Annotated in this window: 19 protein-coding genes; 13 read left to right on the top strand and 6 right to left on the bottom strand. The window is 71.1% G+C overall.

Annotated features, from left to right (window positions below):
- Positions 1-121: 121 nt before the first annotated feature.
- The 10 genes from ACH4OW_RS32155 to ACH4OW_RS32110 all read left to right on the top strand — a co-directional run bounded on the left by ACH4OW_RS32155 (position 122) and on the right by ACH4OW_RS32110 (position 9,911).
- Positions 122-1,786: a sigma-70 family RNA polymerase sigma factor gene (locus ACH4OW_RS32155; protein WP_398031359.1), complete on the top strand. Its 1,665-nt coding sequence runs from the start codon at positions 122-124 to the stop codon at positions 1,784-1,786.
- A gap of 371 nt (positions 1,787-2,157) precedes the next feature.
- Positions 2,158-3,195, top strand: coding sequence for a streptomycin biosynthesis protein (locus ACH4OW_RS32150; protein WP_398031357.1), 1,038 nt, complete (start codon positions 2,158-2,160; stop codon positions 3,193-3,195).
- Positions 3,196-3,254: 59 nt separating this feature from the next.
- Complete coding sequence (locus ACH4OW_RS32145) at positions 3,255-3,980, top strand: TetR/AcrR family transcriptional regulator (protein WP_398031355.1); 726 nt, start codon at positions 3,255-3,257, stop codon at positions 3,978-3,980.
- Between the two features lie 31 nt (positions 3,981-4,011).
- On the top strand, positions 4,012-4,416 hold the full coding sequence (locus ACH4OW_RS32140) for an ester cyclase (RefSeq protein ID WP_398031354.1): 405 nt from the start codon (positions 4,012-4,014) through the stop codon (positions 4,414-4,416).
- Between the two features lie 118 nt (positions 4,417-4,534).
- A complete protein-coding gene (locus ACH4OW_RS32135; protein WP_398031352.1) occupies positions 4,535-5,422 on the top strand; it encodes an SGNH/GDSL hydrolase family protein in 888 nt (295 codons plus the stop codon).
- 7 nt (positions 5,423-5,429) lie between these two features.
- Positions 5,430-6,710: an acyltransferase family protein gene (locus ACH4OW_RS32130; protein ID WP_398031350.1), complete on the top strand. Its 1,281-nt coding sequence runs from the start codon at positions 5,430-5,432 to the stop codon at positions 6,708-6,710.
- A 134-nt stretch (positions 6,711-6,844) separates the two neighbouring features.
- Positions 6,845-7,441, top strand: coding sequence for a TetR/AcrR family transcriptional regulator (locus tag ACH4OW_RS32125; protein ID WP_360133946.1), 597 nt, complete (start codon positions 6,845-6,847; stop codon positions 7,439-7,441).
- Positions 7,438-8,118, top strand: a complete 681-nt coding sequence (locus ACH4OW_RS32120) for a nitroreductase (RefSeq protein WP_398031348.1) — start codon at positions 7,438-7,440, stop codon at positions 8,116-8,118. Before ACH4OW_RS32125 ends, ACH4OW_RS32120 begins: the two co-directional genes overlap by 4 nt.
- A gap of 50 nt (positions 8,119-8,168) precedes the next feature.
- Positions 8,169-9,122, top strand: coding sequence for a GNAT family N-acetyltransferase (locus ACH4OW_RS32115; RefSeq protein ID WP_398031346.1), 954 nt, complete (start codon positions 8,169-8,171; stop codon positions 9,120-9,122).
- Between the two features lie 111 nt (positions 9,123-9,233).
- Entirely contained in the window at positions 9,234-9,911 is a 678-nt protein-coding gene (locus tag ACH4OW_RS32110) for a hypothetical protein (RefSeq protein WP_398031344.1), read from the top strand.
- A 53-nt stretch (positions 9,912-9,964) separates the two neighbouring features.
- Here ACH4OW_RS32110 and ACH4OW_RS32105 read toward each other — a convergent pair whose 3' ends face one another.
- Both ACH4OW_RS32105 and ACH4OW_RS32100 read right to left on the bottom strand, forming a co-directional pair.
- The gene (locus tag ACH4OW_RS32105) at positions 9,965-10,156 is read right to left on the bottom strand and encodes a (4Fe-4S)-binding protein (protein ID WP_360133955.1); all 192 of its coding nucleotides are present in this window, start codon (positions 10,154-10,156) and stop codon (positions 9,965-9,967) included.
- A gap of 20 nt (positions 10,157-10,176) precedes the next feature.
- Positions 10,177-11,397: a cytochrome P450 gene (locus ACH4OW_RS32100; protein WP_398031342.1), complete on the bottom strand. Its 1,221-nt coding sequence runs from the start codon at positions 11,395-11,397 to the stop codon at positions 10,177-10,179.
- Positions 11,398-11,505: 108 nt separating this feature from the next.
- Here ACH4OW_RS32100 and ACH4OW_RS32095 point away from each other — a divergent pair, with 108 nt between their 5' ends.
- Positions 11,506-12,180 (top strand): TetR/AcrR family transcriptional regulator, encoded by a 675-nt coding sequence (locus ACH4OW_RS32095; RefSeq protein ID WP_398031340.1) that lies wholly within the window; start codon positions 11,506-11,508, stop codon positions 12,178-12,180.
- On the opposite strand, the gene ACH4OW_RS32090 is transcribed toward ACH4OW_RS32095, so the two are convergent.
- On the bottom strand, positions 12,177-12,734 hold the full coding sequence (locus ACH4OW_RS32090) for a helix-turn-helix domain-containing protein (protein WP_360133962.1): 558 nt from the start codon (positions 12,732-12,734) through the stop codon (positions 12,177-12,179). The two genes, ACH4OW_RS32095 and ACH4OW_RS32090, sit on opposite strands and share 4 nt — an antisense overlap.
- A gap of 60 nt (positions 12,735-12,794) precedes the next feature.
- Here ACH4OW_RS32090 and ACH4OW_RS32085 point away from each other — a divergent pair, with 60 nt between their 5' ends.
- Entirely contained in the window at positions 12,795-14,123 is a 1,329-nt protein-coding gene (locus tag ACH4OW_RS32085) for an erythromycin esterase family protein (protein WP_398031338.1), read from the top strand.
- 102 nt (positions 14,124-14,225) lie between these two features.
- Here ACH4OW_RS32085 and ACH4OW_RS32080 read toward each other — a convergent pair whose 3' ends face one another.
- A complete protein-coding gene (locus ACH4OW_RS32080) occupies positions 14,226-14,432 on the bottom strand; it encodes a hypothetical protein (protein ID WP_398031336.1) in 207 nt (68 codons plus the stop codon).
- A gap of 407 nt (positions 14,433-14,839) precedes the next feature.
- Between ACH4OW_RS32080 and shc the strand changes: the two genes are divergently transcribed.
- Entirely contained in the window at positions 14,840-16,846 is a 2,007-nt protein-coding gene (gene shc / locus ACH4OW_RS32075) for a squalene--hopene cyclase (protein WP_398031334.1), read from the top strand.
- On the opposite strand, the gene ACH4OW_RS32070 is transcribed toward shc, so the two are convergent.
- Complete coding sequence (locus ACH4OW_RS32070) at positions 16,843-17,667, bottom strand: hypothetical protein (RefSeq protein WP_398031332.1); 825 nt, start codon at positions 17,665-17,667, stop codon at positions 16,843-16,845. The genes shc and ACH4OW_RS32070 overlap by 4 nt on opposite strands.
- Positions 17,664-18,299 carry an ABC transporter ATP-binding protein gene (locus tag ACH4OW_RS32065; protein ID WP_360133977.1) on the bottom strand — a complete coding sequence of 212 codons (636 nt, stop codon included), beginning with the start codon at positions 18,297-18,299 and terminating at the stop codon, positions 17,664-17,666. The genes ACH4OW_RS32070 and ACH4OW_RS32065 overlap by 4 nt, the downstream gene beginning before the upstream one ends.
- Positions 18,300-18,311: the final 12 nt, after the last annotated feature.

Raw genomic sequence — 18,311 nt, 5'->3', positions numbered from 1 at the left:
GTTTCGCTCTCATGAACGAATCCGACGGATGATTGCTCGATTTCTGTTATCGGCCCGGCCCCCGCTGCATCTCCTGAGTGTGGGACGGAACAGGCCCGAGTCGAGAGAGAGTGGACAGAGCGTGAGCAGCGAACTCGACCCTGCGGTGATCATGGCCGCACAGGCGGGGGACGGCCAGGCCAGGGAGCGGCTCGTCACCGAGTCCATGCCCCTGGTGTACAACATCGTGGGGCGGGCGCTGCACGGCCACGCGGACGTGGACGACGTGGCGCAGGAGACCATGCTCCGGGCCATCAACAGCCTCGGTGACCTGCGCGACCCGGCCGGATTCCGGTCCTGGCTGGTGGCCATCACGATGAACCAGATACGGGCCCACTGGCGGCAGGACCGGGCCGTACCCGTGGACGGCGGCCTGGACGACGCGTACGACGTCCCCGACCCCCGTGCCGACTTCGTCGGGCTGACCATCGTCCGCCTCGGCCTGTCAGGGCAGCGCAAGGAGGTCGCCGAAGCCACCCGCTGGCTCGACGAGGCCGACCGTGAGCTGCTGTCCCTGTGGTGGCTGGAGGCGGCCGGCGAGCTGACCAGGGCCGAGGTCGCCGCCGCCCTGGAACTGACGCCCCAGCACACGGCCGTACGCGTCCAGCGGATGAAGTCCCAGCTGGAGGCCTCCCGCGTGGTGGTGCGCGCGCTGTCGGCGCAGCCGCGGTGCGTCCTGCTGGAATCGGTGGTCGAGCAGTGGGACGGGGCGCCGTCCGCACTGTGGCGCAAGCGCATCGCCCGGCACGCCCGCGAGTGCACGGTCTGCTCCGCGTTCTCGTCCGGGCTGGTGCCCGCCGACCGGCTGCTCGTCGGCCTGGCTCTCGTACCGCTGGCCGCGGCGCTCGCCCCGGACACGGTGGAGAGCCCGGTCCTCGCGGCGGCCACCCGGCAACCCGCCGCGAGCCCCGCGGCGAGCGGGATATCCCCCTCCGCGGGCGGGCCCGTGGTGGGCGGCGCCTCCTCTTCCGCGGGCGGACGGGCCCAGGCCCGCGACGCGTTGCGGCAGGACCGCCGTGTCCGCCGCCGTCGCGCCGTCACCGCGGCGGCCGTGGCCGCCGCTGCCCTGGCGACGGTGGGCGGCGTGCTCCCGCTGATCGGCTCAGGGCCCGAGGACGAGCCGGGCGCCACCCGGGCCGCCACCGAGCCCGAGTCGGCACCCCTGACGGGCCACCCGGCGAACACGCCCCCGGCGAGCCCTTCCCCCTCCCGGACCAGCCAGAGCCCGAGCCCCACCCCCTCCTCGTCGCCCTCCAAGGAGCCGCACACCCCGCGCAAGAAGAAGGCGCCCACCGAGCCGGCCCGTCCGGCGCCGCGCCCCTCCTCGGCCGACCCTGTCCCGGCCTCGGGTTCCGCAGGCGGCCACTCGTCCTTCGCCCAGCAGGTCACCGCGCTGGTCAACACCGAACGCGCCAAGCAGGGCTGCGGGCCCGTGAGCGAGAACTCCCAGCTCGACACGGCCGCCGCGCGCCACTCCCAGGACATGGACGCCCGGAACTACTTCGACCACACCAGCCCGGACGGCAGGGACCCCGGCGACCGGATCAAGGCCGCCGGATACCAGTGGAGTACGTACGGCGAGAACATCGCCAGGGGCCAGCGGACGCCCGCCGACGTCATGAAGAGCTGGATGAACAGCCCGGGCCACCGGGCGAACATCCTCAACTGCGCCTTCAAGGAGACCGGCGTCGGCGCCCACGACGGCCCCGGCGGACCGACGTGGACCCAGGTGTTCGGCGCGCGGTAGCCGCCGGCCGGGGGAAGCCGGGCCGTCCGCGACGGCCGGCCCGGTTGTCCTACACCGGCCAAGCTGTTCGCCATTGTTCGGATTTGGTCCGGTGCCCCCGCCTGAACAGGCCGGACAAGTCCCGGACAAGTCCTGTACAAGGAGCCTCTTCCCTGGTCCGGCGCACCGTCTCAACATCGCAGCACGACGGCATCTCCACGCCACGTGCACAGGGGTCCACAAAGCCCACCGTGATCCGGGCGGGATGCCGTACGACCACAGTCACCCGGCGGCGACCGGCTGTGGCGGTGTGGGGGAGCCACCGGGCGTGGGGACGGACCGGTGGCTCCCGGCCCGCCGCGCCGAGCGCGCGCCGAAGCGGGGGAGCGGGCATGGAACCTGGGCAGGCGCAGGTCGATATGCGAAGGGTCGTCGAGGTAGAGATCGGCGCGTTGTCGGTGAGCGATTCCCCGAGGGTCGCAGGGGCGAATCAGGACCACGTCGAGATGCTGGCGGTGACGGACACGCCGCTGCCGCCCATCATCGCCCACCGGGACACGCTGCGGGTGATCGACGGCATGCACCGGCTGCGCGCGGCCGAACGGCGCGGCCAGAGCACCATAGGCGTCAGATTCTTCGAGGGTGACGAGGCGGACGCCTTCGTCCTCGCCGTCGAGTCCAACGCCGCCCACGGCCTGCCGCTCACCAAGGCGGACCGCAAGGCCGCGGCCGCACGCATCATCAGCTCACACCCCCTGTGGTCGAACCGGATGATCGCCTCGACCGTCGGCATGGCTCCGGCGACGGTGGCCAAGATCCGCCGGCAGCTGCCGAGCGCCGCGACGACCGGGGACGGCAGGCGAGGCCGGGTCGGTCAGGACGGGCGGTTCCGGCCGCTCGACGGCGCCGAGGGCCGCCGGCTCGCCGGTGACCTCATCGCGGCGGACCCGGGCCTCTCGCTCCGGCAGATCGCCCGCGCGGCGGGCATCTCCCCGGAAACCGCCCGCGACGTGCGCAACCGGGTCCGCCGCGGCGAGGACCCCCTGCTCAGGGAGCGGGACGTGCGGGAGAGGGGCGGCAAAGGAACCGGTCACCGCGGGCGGGCAGACGCGACGGGCCGGGCCGCGGTGCCGCCCGGGGAGACCGACCGGGTGGCGGCTTACGCGCGGATGCCCGTGCCGGACCGGAAGGAGGCCGTCAACCGGCTCAAGGGCGACCCGGCCCTGCGGTACAACGACACCGGCCGCACCCTGCTGCGGCTGCTCGGCATCCACGCGATCAGCACCGAAGAGTGGGACGAGATCTCGGCCGGCATACCGCAGAACTGCCGGACCGTCGTCGCCCAGCTGGCCAGGGACTGCTCGGACAGCTGGTCACAACTGGCTCGGCGGGCCGCCGAACACCACGCGGCCGGATCGGTCGGCGCGTAGCCGGGGCCGGAGAGAGGTCTTCCGGCCGCGCGTCCGGGGCCCGATGACAGACTGCCTCCGTGAGTGAGCACAGTGCGTCAGGTACGGCAGGAACGGGCCCGGCGGGGCGGGGCCCGGCCGCCGGGGGAGGGGCGGCGCGCCGCGGGCGGCCGGCCCGGCTGTCCCGTGACCGGATCGTCGAGGCGGCCCTGGACATCGTCACCCGGGAAGGCAGCCGGGCGCTGACCATGCGGCGGGTCGCCGAGACACTGGGCAGCGCCCCCATGAGCATCTACCGGCACGTGCGGGACAAGGACGAACTGCTGCTCCTGCTCCTGGACCGCATCGTGGCCCGGCTGCCCCGGCCCGTGCTGCCCGAAGAGCCGCGGGCCCGCCTGCTCGCCCTGCTGACCTGGCAGCACGACGAACTGGCGGCCCGGCCGTGGATCGTGGACGTGCTGGGCCGGGGCGATCTGCTCGCTCCCTCGATCCTGTGGCTGCTGGAGGAGATCTACGCCGCGTGGCAGGCCTGCGGCCTGTCCCTGGAGCAGGCGGCCACGGCCAACCGGATCGTCTGGAATTTCCTCCTCGGCGGCCTCGCCCAGCATGCCGACCGCCCTGGCGATCGGCCTCCGTACCAGGTCAGCGTGCCCGCCGAGGCCGACTCCGCCCGGTACCCCACGGTGGCCGCGCTGCGTCCTTACTGGCTCTCCCCGGACCGTCGCGAGCGCTTCGCCGACGACCTCGCCGTGCTGGTCGACGCCCTGACGGCGCGGCGCGCCACGCGGCGGCGGGCTGACGATTGACCCGTTGCGTACACGTACGCAAAATGAGGTCATGGACTCCGCCGAGCACCTCTACCACCGCTGGATCTCCGACCTGTGGCACGGTGACTTCTCCGTGGCCGAGGAAATCCTCACCCCCGGCTTCGTCGGCCACTGGCCCGCCTTTGACGTGCACGGACCGCAGGGCGCGGCCGAGCAGATCCGCCAATCGCACGGCTACTTCACCGACATCCAGGTCACAGTGGACGTCGGTCCGATCGTCGCCGACGGCCTGGTGGCCGCGCGCTGGACGTTCCACGGCTCGTACCGTGGCGGTATCCCCGGTGCCACCGCCGCGCCCGGCACCCGGGTCTCCTTCGCCGGGCAGGACATCTTCCGCGTCGCCGACGGCCGTTTCGCCGAGTACTGGGTCGTCTCGGACGGCCTCGGGATGATGTCCGCACTCGGTGCCCGCTGACGTTTTCACGTCGGAATTCGATCACCTCGTGCGCGCTGTATGACGGCGGTTTCCCCGCTCTGTGAGCGGGAGATGACGAGGCCCGAAACGGCCCGTGCGCCGTGCTTACCTCGACAGCATGCACAGCACGAACAGCGGGAACGTTCCGCCCCTCGCACCCCGGACCGACCACGTCACGACGTCCGCGGCCCCGGCCCGCCGCCCCCGGCGGCGCAGGGCCCCGATGACGGCCCTCGGAGCCGTCCTGGCCGCGGGTGCGACCACGCTCGCTCTCACCGGTTGCGGCCAGCCGGCGTCCGGCGGCGACGCCTCCGCCGCCACCCCGCCGGCAGGAAAGGCCGACGGGAAGAAACTGTCGAAGATGCTCTGGATGGGCGACTCGATCGCCGAGGCCGAGGCCCCGGCGCTCGGCGCCGCCATGAAGGCGAGCGGCGTGGAGTTCAAGTCCGTCGCCTCCGCCGGCGGCGGCACGGTCGTCAAGGGCGACGGCCCCACCGGCACGTTCGCCGAGAGCACGTTCAAGGACCTGGCCAAGGCGGTCGGCTCCTTCCACCCGGACGTCATCGCCTACCAGGTCACCACGTACGACTGGGGCACAAAGGCCCAGCAGAGCGACTCCTACGCGCAGCTCGCCGAGGCCGCGAAGGACGCCGGCGCCGAACTCGTCCTCGTCTCCGCGCCGCCCTTCAAGATCGACGACTTCTACAAGGGCCACGAGGCCGCCGTCGCGTCAGCCCCGAAGGCCGCCAAGGAAGTCGCGGACAAGAACGCGGACCGGGTCCGCTTCCTCGACGCCTCCGAACTGTGGGGCACCGACAGCGCCGCGGCCAAGGCCCAGCGCAGCAAGGACGGCATCCACTCCTGCCAGCAGGGCTCGGCGGCCTTCGCCAACTGGTTCGGCGGCCGGCTGAGCCGGTACTACGCCTTCACGCCGGCGCCCGCGGACCAGTGGGCGAAGGGCTCCTGGACCGGAGACAAGGTCTACGGCCAGCTCAAGTGCGGCTGACGCCCCGATGCCCGTGACCTCACCGACACCCGCACCCGCCCCGCCAGGGACCGCGCCGCCCGCCCGCCGCCGCGGGCACGGCCGCCCGCGTACGGGCGGCCGCCACATCACACCACTGGACGGTCTCCGCGGCCTCGCCGTACTCGGTGTCCTGTTCTTCCACGCCGGACACTTCGGCGGTGGATTCCTCGGCGTCGACCTGTTCTTCGTCCTCTCCGGCTTCCTGATCACCGGTCTGCTGCTCAAAGAAGCGGGCGACCGGCGCGGTGCCATCGACCTCTCCGCGTTCTGGGAACGCCGGGCACGCCGCCTGCTGCCCGCGCTGACGGTGCTGATCGTCGTCACGCTGCTCCTGGCGTGGGCCGTCGGGCCGTCGTACCTCCTCGGCTTCGCCCTGGAGGACGGCCCGTGGGCAGCGCTCCAGGCGACGAACTGGCACTTCGTCAGCGAGCAGGTCGGCTACTGGAACGACGCCGACACCCGCGTCTTCGGTCACCTGTGGAGCATCGGCGTCGAGTGGCAGTTCTACGTGGTCTGGCCACTGGTGGTCGCCGCCCTCGTCCGAAAGCGGGCCACACGCCGGCTCGTACCCGTGGTCGCCGCCGTCGGTGCCCTCGCGTCCCTGGCGCTGATGATCGCCCTCACCCAAGGGCCGGACACCACCCGCGTGTACGAGGGCACCGACACCCGCGCCTTCTCGCTGCTGCTGGGCGCGCTGATGGCCACCGACCCGGTCCGCCGGGCACTGTCGAAGACCGGCGGCCGACTGGCCGGGGCGCTCTGCGCCGCCCTGGCCTGCGGGATCGGAGCGTACTGGTTCCTTACTCACGGGCCGAACGCGCCGTTCCTCTTCCGTGGCGGACTCTTCCTCCACTCCCTGGCCGCCGCCCTGCTCATCGCGCTGCTCGCGCACGCACCGTCCAGCCCGGCGGGCCGCCTCCTGGGCAGCACGCCACTGCGCTCCCTGGGCGGCGCCTCGTACAGCCTTTATCTATGGCACTGGCCGATCTACTTGTTCCTCTCCGAGGAACGTCTCGGCTTCGGCGGCTGGGCCCGTACGACGGTTCTCGTAACCCTCTCACTGGCCGCCGGCTTCCTTTCCAAGGCGCTCGTCGAGGACCCCGTACGCTTCAAGGCCCGCTGGGCCCGCGGGCGTAAGGGGACGGTCTCCCTCGCGGTCGCACTGGCAGTCGTAGCGGGTGCCTGCATTTTCCTCCCCGCGCCGCAGCAGGGCGCCGACTCGGTGGATCTCACCCGACTCGGCTCCGCTCCCTCCGCCCGTCCTTAATACCCCTGCGCACGGGCGTTCTTAACGGCGCCCGTGCGCGGTTTTCCTGTGGTTGACGCTCCGCGTACCGATCGGTACCATCTACCGCGTACCGATCGGTACGCGGTGTGTTCGTACACGACCGAGGGGATCTCATGACGGACGGGGAAGCACGGCACTCGCCGGCGGGACAGCGCGTATGGGAGACCGCGTGCGAACTCTTCTACCGCGAAGGCATCCGCTCGGCAGGCGTGGCGGAAATCGCGGAGCGCTCCGGCGTGGGAAAGCCGAGCATCTACCGCAACTTCGAGTCCAAGGACGGCCTCGCGCTGGCTTATGTGAAAGCGAAGGCCGTGCCCCCGCGCGTCTGGCTGGAGGCCGCCCGCGCCGCCTGTCCCGACGATCCGCTGGCGCAGCTGCGCCATGTGATCGCCGAGATCGCGGACCAGATCAGCGAACCCGGATACCGGGGATGCGCGCTCGCGAACGCGTCCGTCGAATTCCCCGACCGCGGCCATCCGGTGCGGGTGGCCGTCGGCGAACTGAAAGCCGAGTACCTGGGACTGCTGACCGACCTGGTCGCCCAACTCCCGGTCCGCGACCCCCGGTCCCTGGGGTACATGCTCCAGATGCTGGTGGAAGGGGCCAGCATCACCACCCAGATCTACTCGGCCGAGAGATCCGCGGCCGCCCTGAAAGAGGCGGCGGACCGCATCATCGACTCCCACCTCTGCGAAACGAGAACGCCATGACGACGGCCGAGCTGCCCCACCACGCCGAGGCACTCATCCGTGGCAGGCGCGCGACCCGCGCCTTTCTTCCGCGCCCCGTGCCGGAGGAAACCCTGCGGGCCGTATTCACCCTCGCCGGTGCCGCGCCTTCGAATTCCAACACCCAGCCCTGGCACGTCGAAGTCGTCAGCGGCGCCGCCCGGGACCGGCTGAGCGAAAACCTGCGAGCCGCACACGCGAGCAAGCGCATGTCACTGGATTTCCCTTACCGGGACGACATGTACAGCGGTCCTTACGAGCAGCGGCGCCGTTCGGCAGGAGCGGCGATGTACGGCGCACTGGGCATCGGCAGGGAAGACCACGCGGAACGTGAAGCGTTCAACGCCGAGAGCCTGGACTTTTACGGCGCACCGCATGTCGCCTTGCTCTTCATGCCGCCCAACGCCGAAGAACGCATGGCTGCCGACGTCGGCATGTACGGACAGACGCTGCTTCTGGCCATGACGGCATACGGCATCGCCAGTTGCCCGCAGGGACTTCTGAGCTTTTACGCCGACACCATCCGGGAATCGCTGGGCGTCACGGACAGGAAGATACTCTTCGGTGTCTCCTTCGGTTACGCGGACACCTCCGCGCCCGTGAACGGCATCACCGTCCCCCGCGCCCCCTTGCACGAGACGACCCGCTTCCACGCGTGACCGCGAAAAGTCCGTTGCGGGCCGGTCCTTCCGCGCCGGACAGTTCTCCCATGACCCAGCCCATGGCCCCGCCGCCCGGCCTGACCGTGCGCCCGGCGGCGCTTGAGGACGCGGCGGCGATATGCGCGCTGCTCAACGAGGTCGACCTGCTGGAAATAGGCCGCCCGGACACCGACCTGCACCTCGTCCGGAAGGACCTGAAACATCCGGAGGTGGACCTGGAACACGACTCCTGGCTGATGTTCGATGGCGACCGGCTCATCGCGTACGGCCTCTTATGGGACGAGTCCGGCGGCGAGCGGATCGACATGGACCACTACACCCTGCCCGGCCGGCCATTGGGCGCCCTCCATCTGTTCGACCTGATGGAAGCGCGGGCCGTGGAACGAGCCGCCGCCAACGGGGCGGCGCGAGCGGTCGTACACCTGCATCTCAACACCAGGCCCACCATGGACCTGCACGGGCTGCGCGGACGTGGTTGGCGCGCGGTACGGCGTTATAACGTCATGCACCGCCGCCTCTCCACCACCACTGACCGGGTCGCGGAGCCGCCCCCCGGCGTCACGCTGCGCCCTTGCCTGACCGAGCCGGACCGCCGACGCGCTCACGCCCTTTTCCAGGAGACCTTCGCCGGTCACTTCGACTTCCAGCCGCGGACGTACGAACAGTGGCTGGACGACATCGACGCCGACAGCGCCGACTGGTCGCTGGTGTGGATCGCCCACGTCGAGGGCGACGGCGACGTCGCCGCGCTGTACAGCCGCAACGATCGTGAGGCCATGGCCTGGATCAGCCGGCTCGGCGTCCTGAGCCGGGTCCGGGGCCAGGGCCTGGGCGGCCACCTCCTGCGCCACGCCTTCGGGAGCTACGCGGCGCTGGGCCGCGACCGTATCGGTCTCGGCGTGGACACCGACAACGGCAGCGGCGCACTCGCACTGTACGAACGGCACGGCATGACGCTCGACTACGCCGTCGACGTCTGGGAGCTGATCCTCCCCGCCTGACGCCGCGTCCCACCGGCCCCCGCCACCGTGTAGCCCGGTTCGGACTACACGTGATCAGGAACGTAAAGTGCCGATCAGCATCAGCAGTCACAGGGGACGGGGAACGACATCGTGCTGGAACGGGGAGAGGAACGCACCGGCGCCGAGGCGCCCAGCGGCAACGGCAACGGCGGCCGCAGCGAGGACGCAGACGCGAGCTACGTGGCCGTCTGCCCCGTCACCCCGGACCTGGCCCGGCAGATCGTGAGCCTGACGGACCTGCGGTGGGACGGGGAAGGCGCGTGGGAGGCCGGTGACGCGGCGATGCGCGCCTTGGGCTGGAGGGACGACGCGGAGACCGAGCTGTCGTTCATGGCGCGCTTCGTCACCGGGACCGGCCACCATGTCTACGACGGCGACCGCGCCTTCCTGATGCCTTTCACCGAGCTGTACGAGGTCGGCCCTGACTGCGCGTTCACCGAGGACTCCTGGGGCGGCCTGCCGGGCTGGACCAGCCGCAAGGGCGCCGGCCGCGCGGAGTACGACGCGCACTTCTCGGACGCTGTCGGCCGGTTCCGTACGCTGCTGGGCCCGCCCGAGCTGGATGCCGTCGTCAGGGACCCGGACGTCCCCGGCGGGCAGCACCGGTATACGGGCTGGCGCCGCGGCGGCAACGTGCTGCTGCTGGGCCAGGGCACGGAGCCGTGCTCGTACCACAGCAACGAGGAGGCCCGGGTCGTCATCAGCCCGCTTCCGGCGGACGGCGGCTTCCCGCCCGCCGGAAACCTGTATGCCTTCTGCCAGTTCTGAGCTGCACCCACAGTCACCGGCCGGGGGCCTGCCGCAACTCGCCCGGCCTGCCCCTACTCGGACACCCGGACGGCCCCGGAAGGGCACAGGGCGCCGGCATCGCGCGTGGCCTCCCGGTCCTCCTCGTCCGGTTCGGACACCAGGACCGTGACGAGACCTTCCTCGTCCTGGTCGAAGACCCCGGGTGCGGTCAGCGCGCACATGCCCGCGCCGACGCACACGGAACGGTCGGCGGTCACCCGCATGGTCGCTCCCTTCGCCGCGGTCACCAGGTGACCGGGAGTTCGTTGACGCCTTGGATGGTGGTGCCGGGGCGCAGCGTCAGTTCGTCGACCGGTACGGCCAGACGCAGCGTCGGAATGCGGTCGAACAGTGCGGTGAGGATGATTTCGAGTTCCAGCCGGGCCAGGTTCTGGCCGAGGCACTGGTGGACGCCGTAGCCGAAGGCGAGGTGGTGGCGGGCCGAGCGGTGCACGTCGAAGGTGTCCGGGTCGGCGAAGACCGAAGCGTCACGGTTGGCGATGGAGTTGGTGACGATCACACCCTCGCCCGCCCGGATGAGCTGCCCGTCGATCTCGATGTCGGCCGTGGCGAGGCGGGCGCCCGCGATGTCGGCGATGGCGAGGTAGCGCAGCAGCTCTTCGACCGCGCCGGGCACCAGGCCCGGGTCGGCCCGCAGGGCCGCGTGCTGGTCGGGGTGTTCCAGCAGGGTGATCACGCTGAGCGAGGTCATCGAGGCCGTGGTCTCGTGACCGGCGACGAGCAGCAGCAGCGCGTTCGAGATGAGTTCCTCGCGGTCGATCGCGCCGTCCGCCAGCTGCCGGGTGACCAGGCTGCCGAGCAGTCCCGAGCCGGGTTCGGCCTCCAGCTTGGTGATCAGCTCGTCGAAGTAGCGCTCCATGTCGTCGCGTGCCCCGGCCACTTCCGCGGCGGACGTCGACTGCACCAGGCGCCTGCTGGCGTCCTGGAAGAAATCGTGGTCGGCGTAGGGCACGCCGAGCAGTTGGCAGATCACCATGGAGGGCACCGGCAGCGCGAACTGGCTGACCAGGTCGGCCGGCGGGCCGGCGGCGAGCATCTCGTCGATGAAGCCGTGCACGATGCGTTCGACGTCGGTGCGCATCCCCTTGATGCGCTTGACGGTGAACTCGCTGATGGTCATGCGCCGTCGGGGCCCGTGCTCCGGCGGGTCCATGCCGATGAACGCGGGGCGCCGGTCGCGCAGGCCCTGCAGGCGCGGTGAGGTGAGCGGGAAGTCGTCGTGCCTGCGGTCGGACGACAGCCGGGGGTCGGCGAGCAGTTTGCGTGCCGTCTCGTGCTTGGTGACCACCCATGCCTGGCGGCCGTCGTAGAGGGTCACCTTGTGCAACGAGCCCTGCTGGTCACGTAATTCGGCGTACTGCGAGGGCAGTTGGTACGGGCAGGTGCGGTCGCTCGGGAAGGCGGGAGTGCCGTGTGCGTGGAGTGTTGCAGCGGTCTCGGTCATGAGTCCCCTTGAAGGCGCTGACACTTAAAGAACGGTCAGTTCTCTAACTGGCAGGCTAGGCTGCCCCCCTAGAGAACGCAACGTCCTCTCGGCAAACTTTGAGGAGTCATGCAGTCACCGAGCGACGACCGGATCGCGGAATCGGCCGTTGACCACCGCAAAGGTCCCCGCCGCCGAGGCGAGGAACTGGAGAACGCCATTCGCGCGGCCACCCTGGAAGAACTCACCGAGGCGGGCTACGCCGCGCTGACCATGGAACGGGTGGCCGCCCGGGCCCGTACGAGCAAGGCCGCCCTCTACCGCCGCTGGTCCGGCCGCGCCGAACTGGTCCTGGACGCCTGCAAGGTGCGGGGCTTTTCCGAGGTCGACCTCCCCGACACCGGATCGCTGCGCACTGACACGATCGCCCTGCTGCGGCAGATGTCGGCGAAGATGACCAGCCCGATCGGCGGCATCCTGCGCGGCCTGCTCGCCGAGATGACCCGCGACCCCGAACTGGCCAGGCTGATCCGCGAACACGTCCACAAGGTCGGCCCCGCGGTGATCCGCACCGTCCTGCAGCGGGCCGTCGAGCGCGGCGAGGTCGAGCCGTGGATCCTCGGCTCCCGGCGGGCGACCGTCGCCACCGACCTGTTGCGCAACGAGTTCCTGCTGTTCGGCGCCCCCGTCGGCGACGACACCGTCACCGACATCGTCGACAACGTCTACCTCCCCCTGGTCCTGGCCCCGGCCCCGAAGCCCTACACCGCCCCGCCAGACACCACCGGCCCCAACCCCTGCTAGCCGGCGGCGGCCCCGCCCGCATCCCGGGGCTCCTGTGTCGGAAACAGAATGGCGCTCAGCAGGTAGGGGCGGCGCCCGGGAGCCGGCTTGTTGCCTGCCCCCGACCCGAAGGCCTTGCGCAGTACGTCGATCAGCTCGCCGAGCTCCTCGGGGTCGAGCCAGAGCGTTCCCTGCCGGTAGCCCACCGAGTCGTTGTAGGGGTCGGCTCCGTCCTGGTCGAGGTAGGCGTTGAACTCCGCGTGCAGGACGGCCATGGCGGAGGTGAACCCGGCGCGGTGGTCGTCCGGGGACATCGACGCGGCCGCGTCGGCGTCGATCAGCGTGCGCTCTTGCCGCAGGCGGTAATGCCTTTCGACGGCCCCATGCACGCGCTGCTCCCCGACGACTTCCAGGACCCCCGCCTCGGCCAGCAGCCCGACGTGCCGATAGAGGGTGGTCTTGGGGACGTCGGGCAGGCGGGCGCAGAGGTCGGAGGTGGTGCGGGTGTCTGCGCCGGACATGGCGTGCACGACGCGCAGTCGGACCGGGTGCAGCAGCAGGTCGAGGGTATCCACGTACTCATGATCCCACTCCTGGTACTGTTCCCAAAAATGGGAATAGATGGAGGCGCGGAGATGACCGACAACGCATCCACGGTCCGGCTGAGCGGCGCGGCAGTGCTGCCGCTGCGGACCCTCGATCCGACCGGACCATGGGAGGACCTCGGCTGGCTGGACGAAGTGATCGGCGACGCCCGCGTGGTGGCGATCGGCGAAAGCGCCCACTACAACCGCGAGTTCTTCCAGTTACGCCACCGGCTGCTGCGCTACCTGGTCGAGCGGCACGGGTTCGGCGCCTATGCGATGGAAACCGGCTTCGTCGAAAGCCGGCTGGTCGACGACTGGGTGCGAGGCGGTGCGGAGCCCCTCGGACAGGCCATGGCGCACGGCATGACGTCGCTGATGGGAATGTGGACGCAGATGCGGCGGCACCTGGAGTGGATGCGCCGGCACAACGCCACCGCCGAACGCCCCGTCGGGTTCTACGGAATCGACCTGCCCGGCTCGGCGGCCTCCCTGCTCCCCGGCCTGGACGTGGTGTTGTCGTTCCTCGCCCAGGCCGACCCCGAGTTCCGCCCTGACCCGGGCATACGGGAGACGGCCTCCTCCTACGCGGCGGAATCCGCGTTCTCCGGCCCGGCCGCCTTCGCCTCCTACGGCCAGCTCGCCCCCGAACGCCGTGACGCGCTGACGGCGAACCTCGCCGACCTGGCGCAGCGCATGAGAGGCCGGCGCCTGGACTACGTGCGGCGGACGACCGTGGAAGCCTACGAGCGTGCGCTGCACGCACTGCACCTGACCATCTCCCTCGACTCCACGGTCCGTGGGATGACCCGCGGCGACCGGTCGGCGATGTTCTTCCACCGCGACGCCGCCCTCGCGGACACGGTCGCATGGGCGCTGCACCGCGAGGACAGGATCGTCCTGGCCGCCCACAACGGCCATGTCCAGCGTTGGCCCGTCTCCATGCCCGGCCTGCCGCCGGCCACGCAGATGGGTATGCACCTCGCCGACCGGCTGGGTGCCGATTACCGCGTCATCGGTACGACCTCCGGCACCGGCCACATCCTCAACACGGGCCCCGACTTCTACACCGGCACACTCTTCACCGAAATGGAGGCACCCCGGCCCGGCAGCCTCGACGCGCTGATGGCCGCGAGCCACGACGGCCCCTTCGCGGCCGACCTGCGCCGACTGGCCCCGGCCGACGAGACGTTGGTCCGTACCGTCACCCAACAGCGCGCCGGGATGGGCGCCTTCTACGGCGACCAGAGCCCGCTGGACGCTTACGACGCCATCATCCATCTCCCGCACGTCAGCCCGGCCGACCCCGACCCGACCGCCCTTACATACGCACCCGGGGAAGTGCAGAAGCCGTTCGCCCAATGGAACGGCGGCGGCTGACAGCACGCGTCCCGCGGGCGCGCGACCGCACGTGAGACCTGTTGGGTCACGCGCCCGCGGCGAGTGAGGTGAACGAGACCGGGGGCACCACGGCCGGCTGGGTCAGGCGAGGCCGGTCATGATGCGGCCGACGAGCTCGCGATTGCCCTGGGGGACCGCGGCGAAACCCGAGCCCGGAGTATCGACGTAGGTATTGGCCGCGGTCTTCGGCGCGCCCGCGGGGCCGTCCACGGCCTCGGCGGCGGTTGCTACAGGAACAACAGTGACGGCAGCCAAGACCGCACCGGCCAAGACGAGACGTACGCGCATGCTGATCACTCCTCCGAAACAGGCATCCTGGGCTTACCAGCACACCCGTTCTAGCCGGAGTCCGCATTCCGCCTGAGGCACCCGGGTGGTCCGCGGCTACCGGCCGCCTGGGCTCCGGTCTTCGCCGGCACCGTCGTCGGGGAGGGGAATCCGCTGAGGACATGGGCCCGGTCAGCGGCGTGTAGGCGCCCCCCTGCGGCGGCGCTCCGTGGGGCAGACAGGTGATATTTCGCGTGCCCGGGTGCGGCTTCTCATGGCCTGCGGATAGTTTTGCGGCATTCGGCCCCTGAGGCTGTCGCTCCGCCGTGGGTACCTGCGACGTTCCGGTCCCACGGCTCTTTGCCGTGGACGGCGACCGCCGATGCGGCGCACATGATCCCGGACCACCAGCGAGGCGCAGGAGTGCCATGACGACGACAGCCGACGACGCGCCACAAGAGGAGAACCCGCTCCTGGCGGGGGAGGAGAGCGTCAGCTTCGCCTTCCCGCCGTCCGACGCGACGGAGGAAGCGGCCCAGCGCGCCGTGCTGCGGGCCGCGGACCACTTGCTGGCCCGGCAGGCCACCGAGGGCTGGTGGAAGGAGTTCTTCAGCACGGATGTGAGCTACGACGCCCACGACCTGTTCCTGCGACACCTGCTGGGCGTACTGGACGAACAGGTGGCCGCCGCGAGCGGCCGGTGGATCCGTTCACAGCAGAGCGCTGACGGCTCCTGGCCCCTCGTTTTCGACGGGCCCGGTCATCTGGGCACCACCGTCCAGGCGTACGTGGCGCTCCGGCTCGCCGGGCACCGCCCGGACGAGGAGCACATGCTCCGCAGCGCGGCCTGGGTGCGTGAGCAGGGCGGCGTCACGGAGGTCCAGCTGGAGCCCCGCGTATGGCTCGCCATGCTCGGCCTGTACAGCTGGGACGGCCTGCCCGAGGTTCCGCCGGAGATCATCGCGCTGCCCAAGTGGGCGCCGCTGAACATCTATTCCTTCGGTTTCGTGATGCGCCAGGCACTCGTCTCGCTCAGCATCATCAGCGCGCACCGGTTCGTGCGGCCGGTCCCCTTCGGCATCGACGAACTCTTCACCCCGTCCGACGGCACCGACACCGGCCGTACGCCGGCTCCGGCCATCAGCTGGGAAGGCGTTTTCCAACGCGTCAACACCCTGCTGCGCGCGGGCCGCCGGATCATCCCCGGCCCGGTGCGCAGGGCCGCCGTGAACGCGGGTGCCGGCTGGCTCCTCGAACGGCAGGAGGCGGACGGCAGCTGGGGAGCGTGTACACCCATCACCACGTGGGTGATGCTCGCCCTGCACCTGAACGGCTTCCCGCCCGGCCACCCGGTGCTCAAGGCCGCGTTCGGCTTCCTGGACGACTGCGCCTCCTGGCCCGAGAACGACGTACGCAGACTCCAGACCGTGCACAGTCCGGTCTGGGACACCTGCCTGTCCACCACCGCACTGCGCGACGCCGGCCTGCCCGCCGGGCACCCCGCGCTGGTCAAGGCCGCCGACTGGCTGCTCACCCAACAGGCAGACCGGCCCGGCGACTGGGCCGTACGGCGGCCCCACCTCGCCCCTGGCGGGTGGTCCTTCCAGTTCCACAACCAGAACTACCCCGACCTCGACGACACCTCCGAAGTGGTCCTCGCGCTGCTCCGCGTCGACCACCCCGAACAGGCACGCCTGGACGACGCCGTGCGCAGGGCGGTGCGGTGGAGCGTGGGAATGCAGAGCGGGAACGGCGGCTGGGCGGCCTTCGACGCCGACAACACCAGCACCCTGCCCGGCAAGCTCCCCTTTTTCGACTTCGGTGAGTACTGCACCGACCCGCCGACCCCCGATGTCACGGCCCACATGGTCGAGATGCTGGCAGCCCTCGGCAGGCAGCGCGATCCCGCCACCCGGCGCGCCGTGCGCTGGCTGCTCGGGCAGCAGGAGGACAGCGGGGCATGGTCCGGGCGCTGGGGCGTCAACCACGTCTACGGCACCGGCTGCGTCCTCCAGGCCCTCGCCGCCGCCGGCACGCCCGGCGACCACCCCGCCGTCCGGCGTGCCGTCACCTGGCTGACGTCGGTACAGAACGATGACGGCGGCTGGGGCGAGGACTGGGAGTCCTACGCCGACCCGGCGCTCCTCGGGCGCGGCCCCTCCACGCCGTCCCAGACCGCCTGGGCGCTGCTCGGGCTGCTCGCGGTGGGCGAACGCGACAGTGACGCGGTGCGCTCCGGGGTGCGCCGGCTGACCGGGCAGCAGACGGACGACGGCACCTGGGAAGAACCGCACTTTACCGGCGTGCTCGTCCCCCGGGCCGTGGCCTGCCGCTACGGGTACTACCGGCACGTCTTCCCCCTCATGGCCCTCGGCCGCTATGCCCGGCACCAAGGCCGGGAAGGCGGCCACCGGGGCCCGGAAGGCGGCTGTTAGAGACGGCCGGGCGGCCCCGCCGCGGTCACCGGTGCGGGCACCCCGGTGGCCGCACCGGCCCGGCCCGCGCAGTGGGAGCGCGTGCGGAGATGGAGGACGAGAAGGGCCAGGGCGCTGGTCCCGGTGGACCAGGCGAGTGAGAACAGGCCGTACGACCAGGGGGTACGGGACGTGAACGACGCCGCCAGCGCCAGCTGGTTCGCGCCGTACAGGGGCAGCGCTTCGAGGCCGGACAGGTCGACCACGGTGAAGACCGGGTTCTGCAGGCCGGTGTCGACCAGGCTGAGCATGATGACGAGGAAGAAACCCTCCAGCTCACCGCGGACCAGCGACCCCAGCAGCAGACCGATGCCGCCGTACGCGAGGCCGGCGCCGAGAAGACCGAGAGCCAGCGGTCCCCACTGCCGTACGGGCACGGAGGCCCACAGCACGGCCACGGTGTACAGGGCCAGCACCGTGGTGATGAGGGCGACCCCGGCGGCCTTCGCCAGCAGCATCGGGACGCGCGGGTAACCGGCCAGCAGCAACCGGCGGTCCATCTCCCCGGCCTTGTACGTCTCCATGAACGTCACGAACCCGGTGACCAGGGTGACGGCGGCGAGCGCATTGACGATCTGGCTGATGTCGCTGGCCGGCGCGACGGCGGTCGTGCCGAGTGAGCCCATGGGGAAGCGCACCGCCTGATCCGAAGCGCACAGGCGGGCCACGGCAACCCACGCGGGGATGAAGGCGACCGCCAGGAGCAGGGCCGTACGGTTGCGCAGCTGGCCGAGCAGCGTACAGCGCAGCATCTCGGCGAACGCCGCCGGGTACGGCCTCACCGGGCGGGCTCCTCGATGTGCAGGCGGCCCTCGCGCAAGTGGCCGACCGCGTCGAAGTGGTGCAGGTCGTGCAGCAGGTGCGAGACCACGACGATCGACCGGCCCGCGTCCCGCAGGCGGGCGGCCAGTGCCCAGAAACGCTGGTGGGTGTCCCAGTCGAACCCTTGGTACGGCTCGTCCAGTACCAGCAGCTGCGGGTCGTGCATCAGGGCGACCAGCAGATTCAGCTTCTGCCGGGTCCCTCCGCTCAGCTCCCCTGTCCGCTGCCGCCCGCAGTCGGCGAACGCCAGCTCGTCCATCAGCTCGTGGGCCCGCGCCAGGTCGGGCATCCGGTAGGCCACCTGGAACAGCCGCAGGTGCTGGGGCACGGTGAACGAGTCGTTCAGTACGGCGCGCTGCGGGCAGTACCCCACCGCGCCGGCGCGGACCACCGTGCCCCGGTCGGGGGCCAGCTGCCCCACCGCGATGCGTAGCAGCGTGCTCTTGCCCGCGCCGTTCTCGCCGACGACACCGACCAGGGCACCCGGGGGCACGTCGAGGTCGGCGCCACACAGGACCTGTCTGCGGCCGTACGACTTCCAGACACCGTCGATCCGCAGCCGTGACTGCCGTTGCGTTGCCTCTGGCGGCACATCGGGCCCTTT

The organism is Streptomyces sp. NPDC017056 (assembly GCF_044332485.1).
GTDB lineage: Bacteria > Actinomycetota > Actinomycetes > Streptomycetales > Streptomycetaceae > Streptomyces.
Note: the sequence above shows the minus strand (reverse complement) of the source record. Positions and strands in the feature narration are given on the sequence as shown.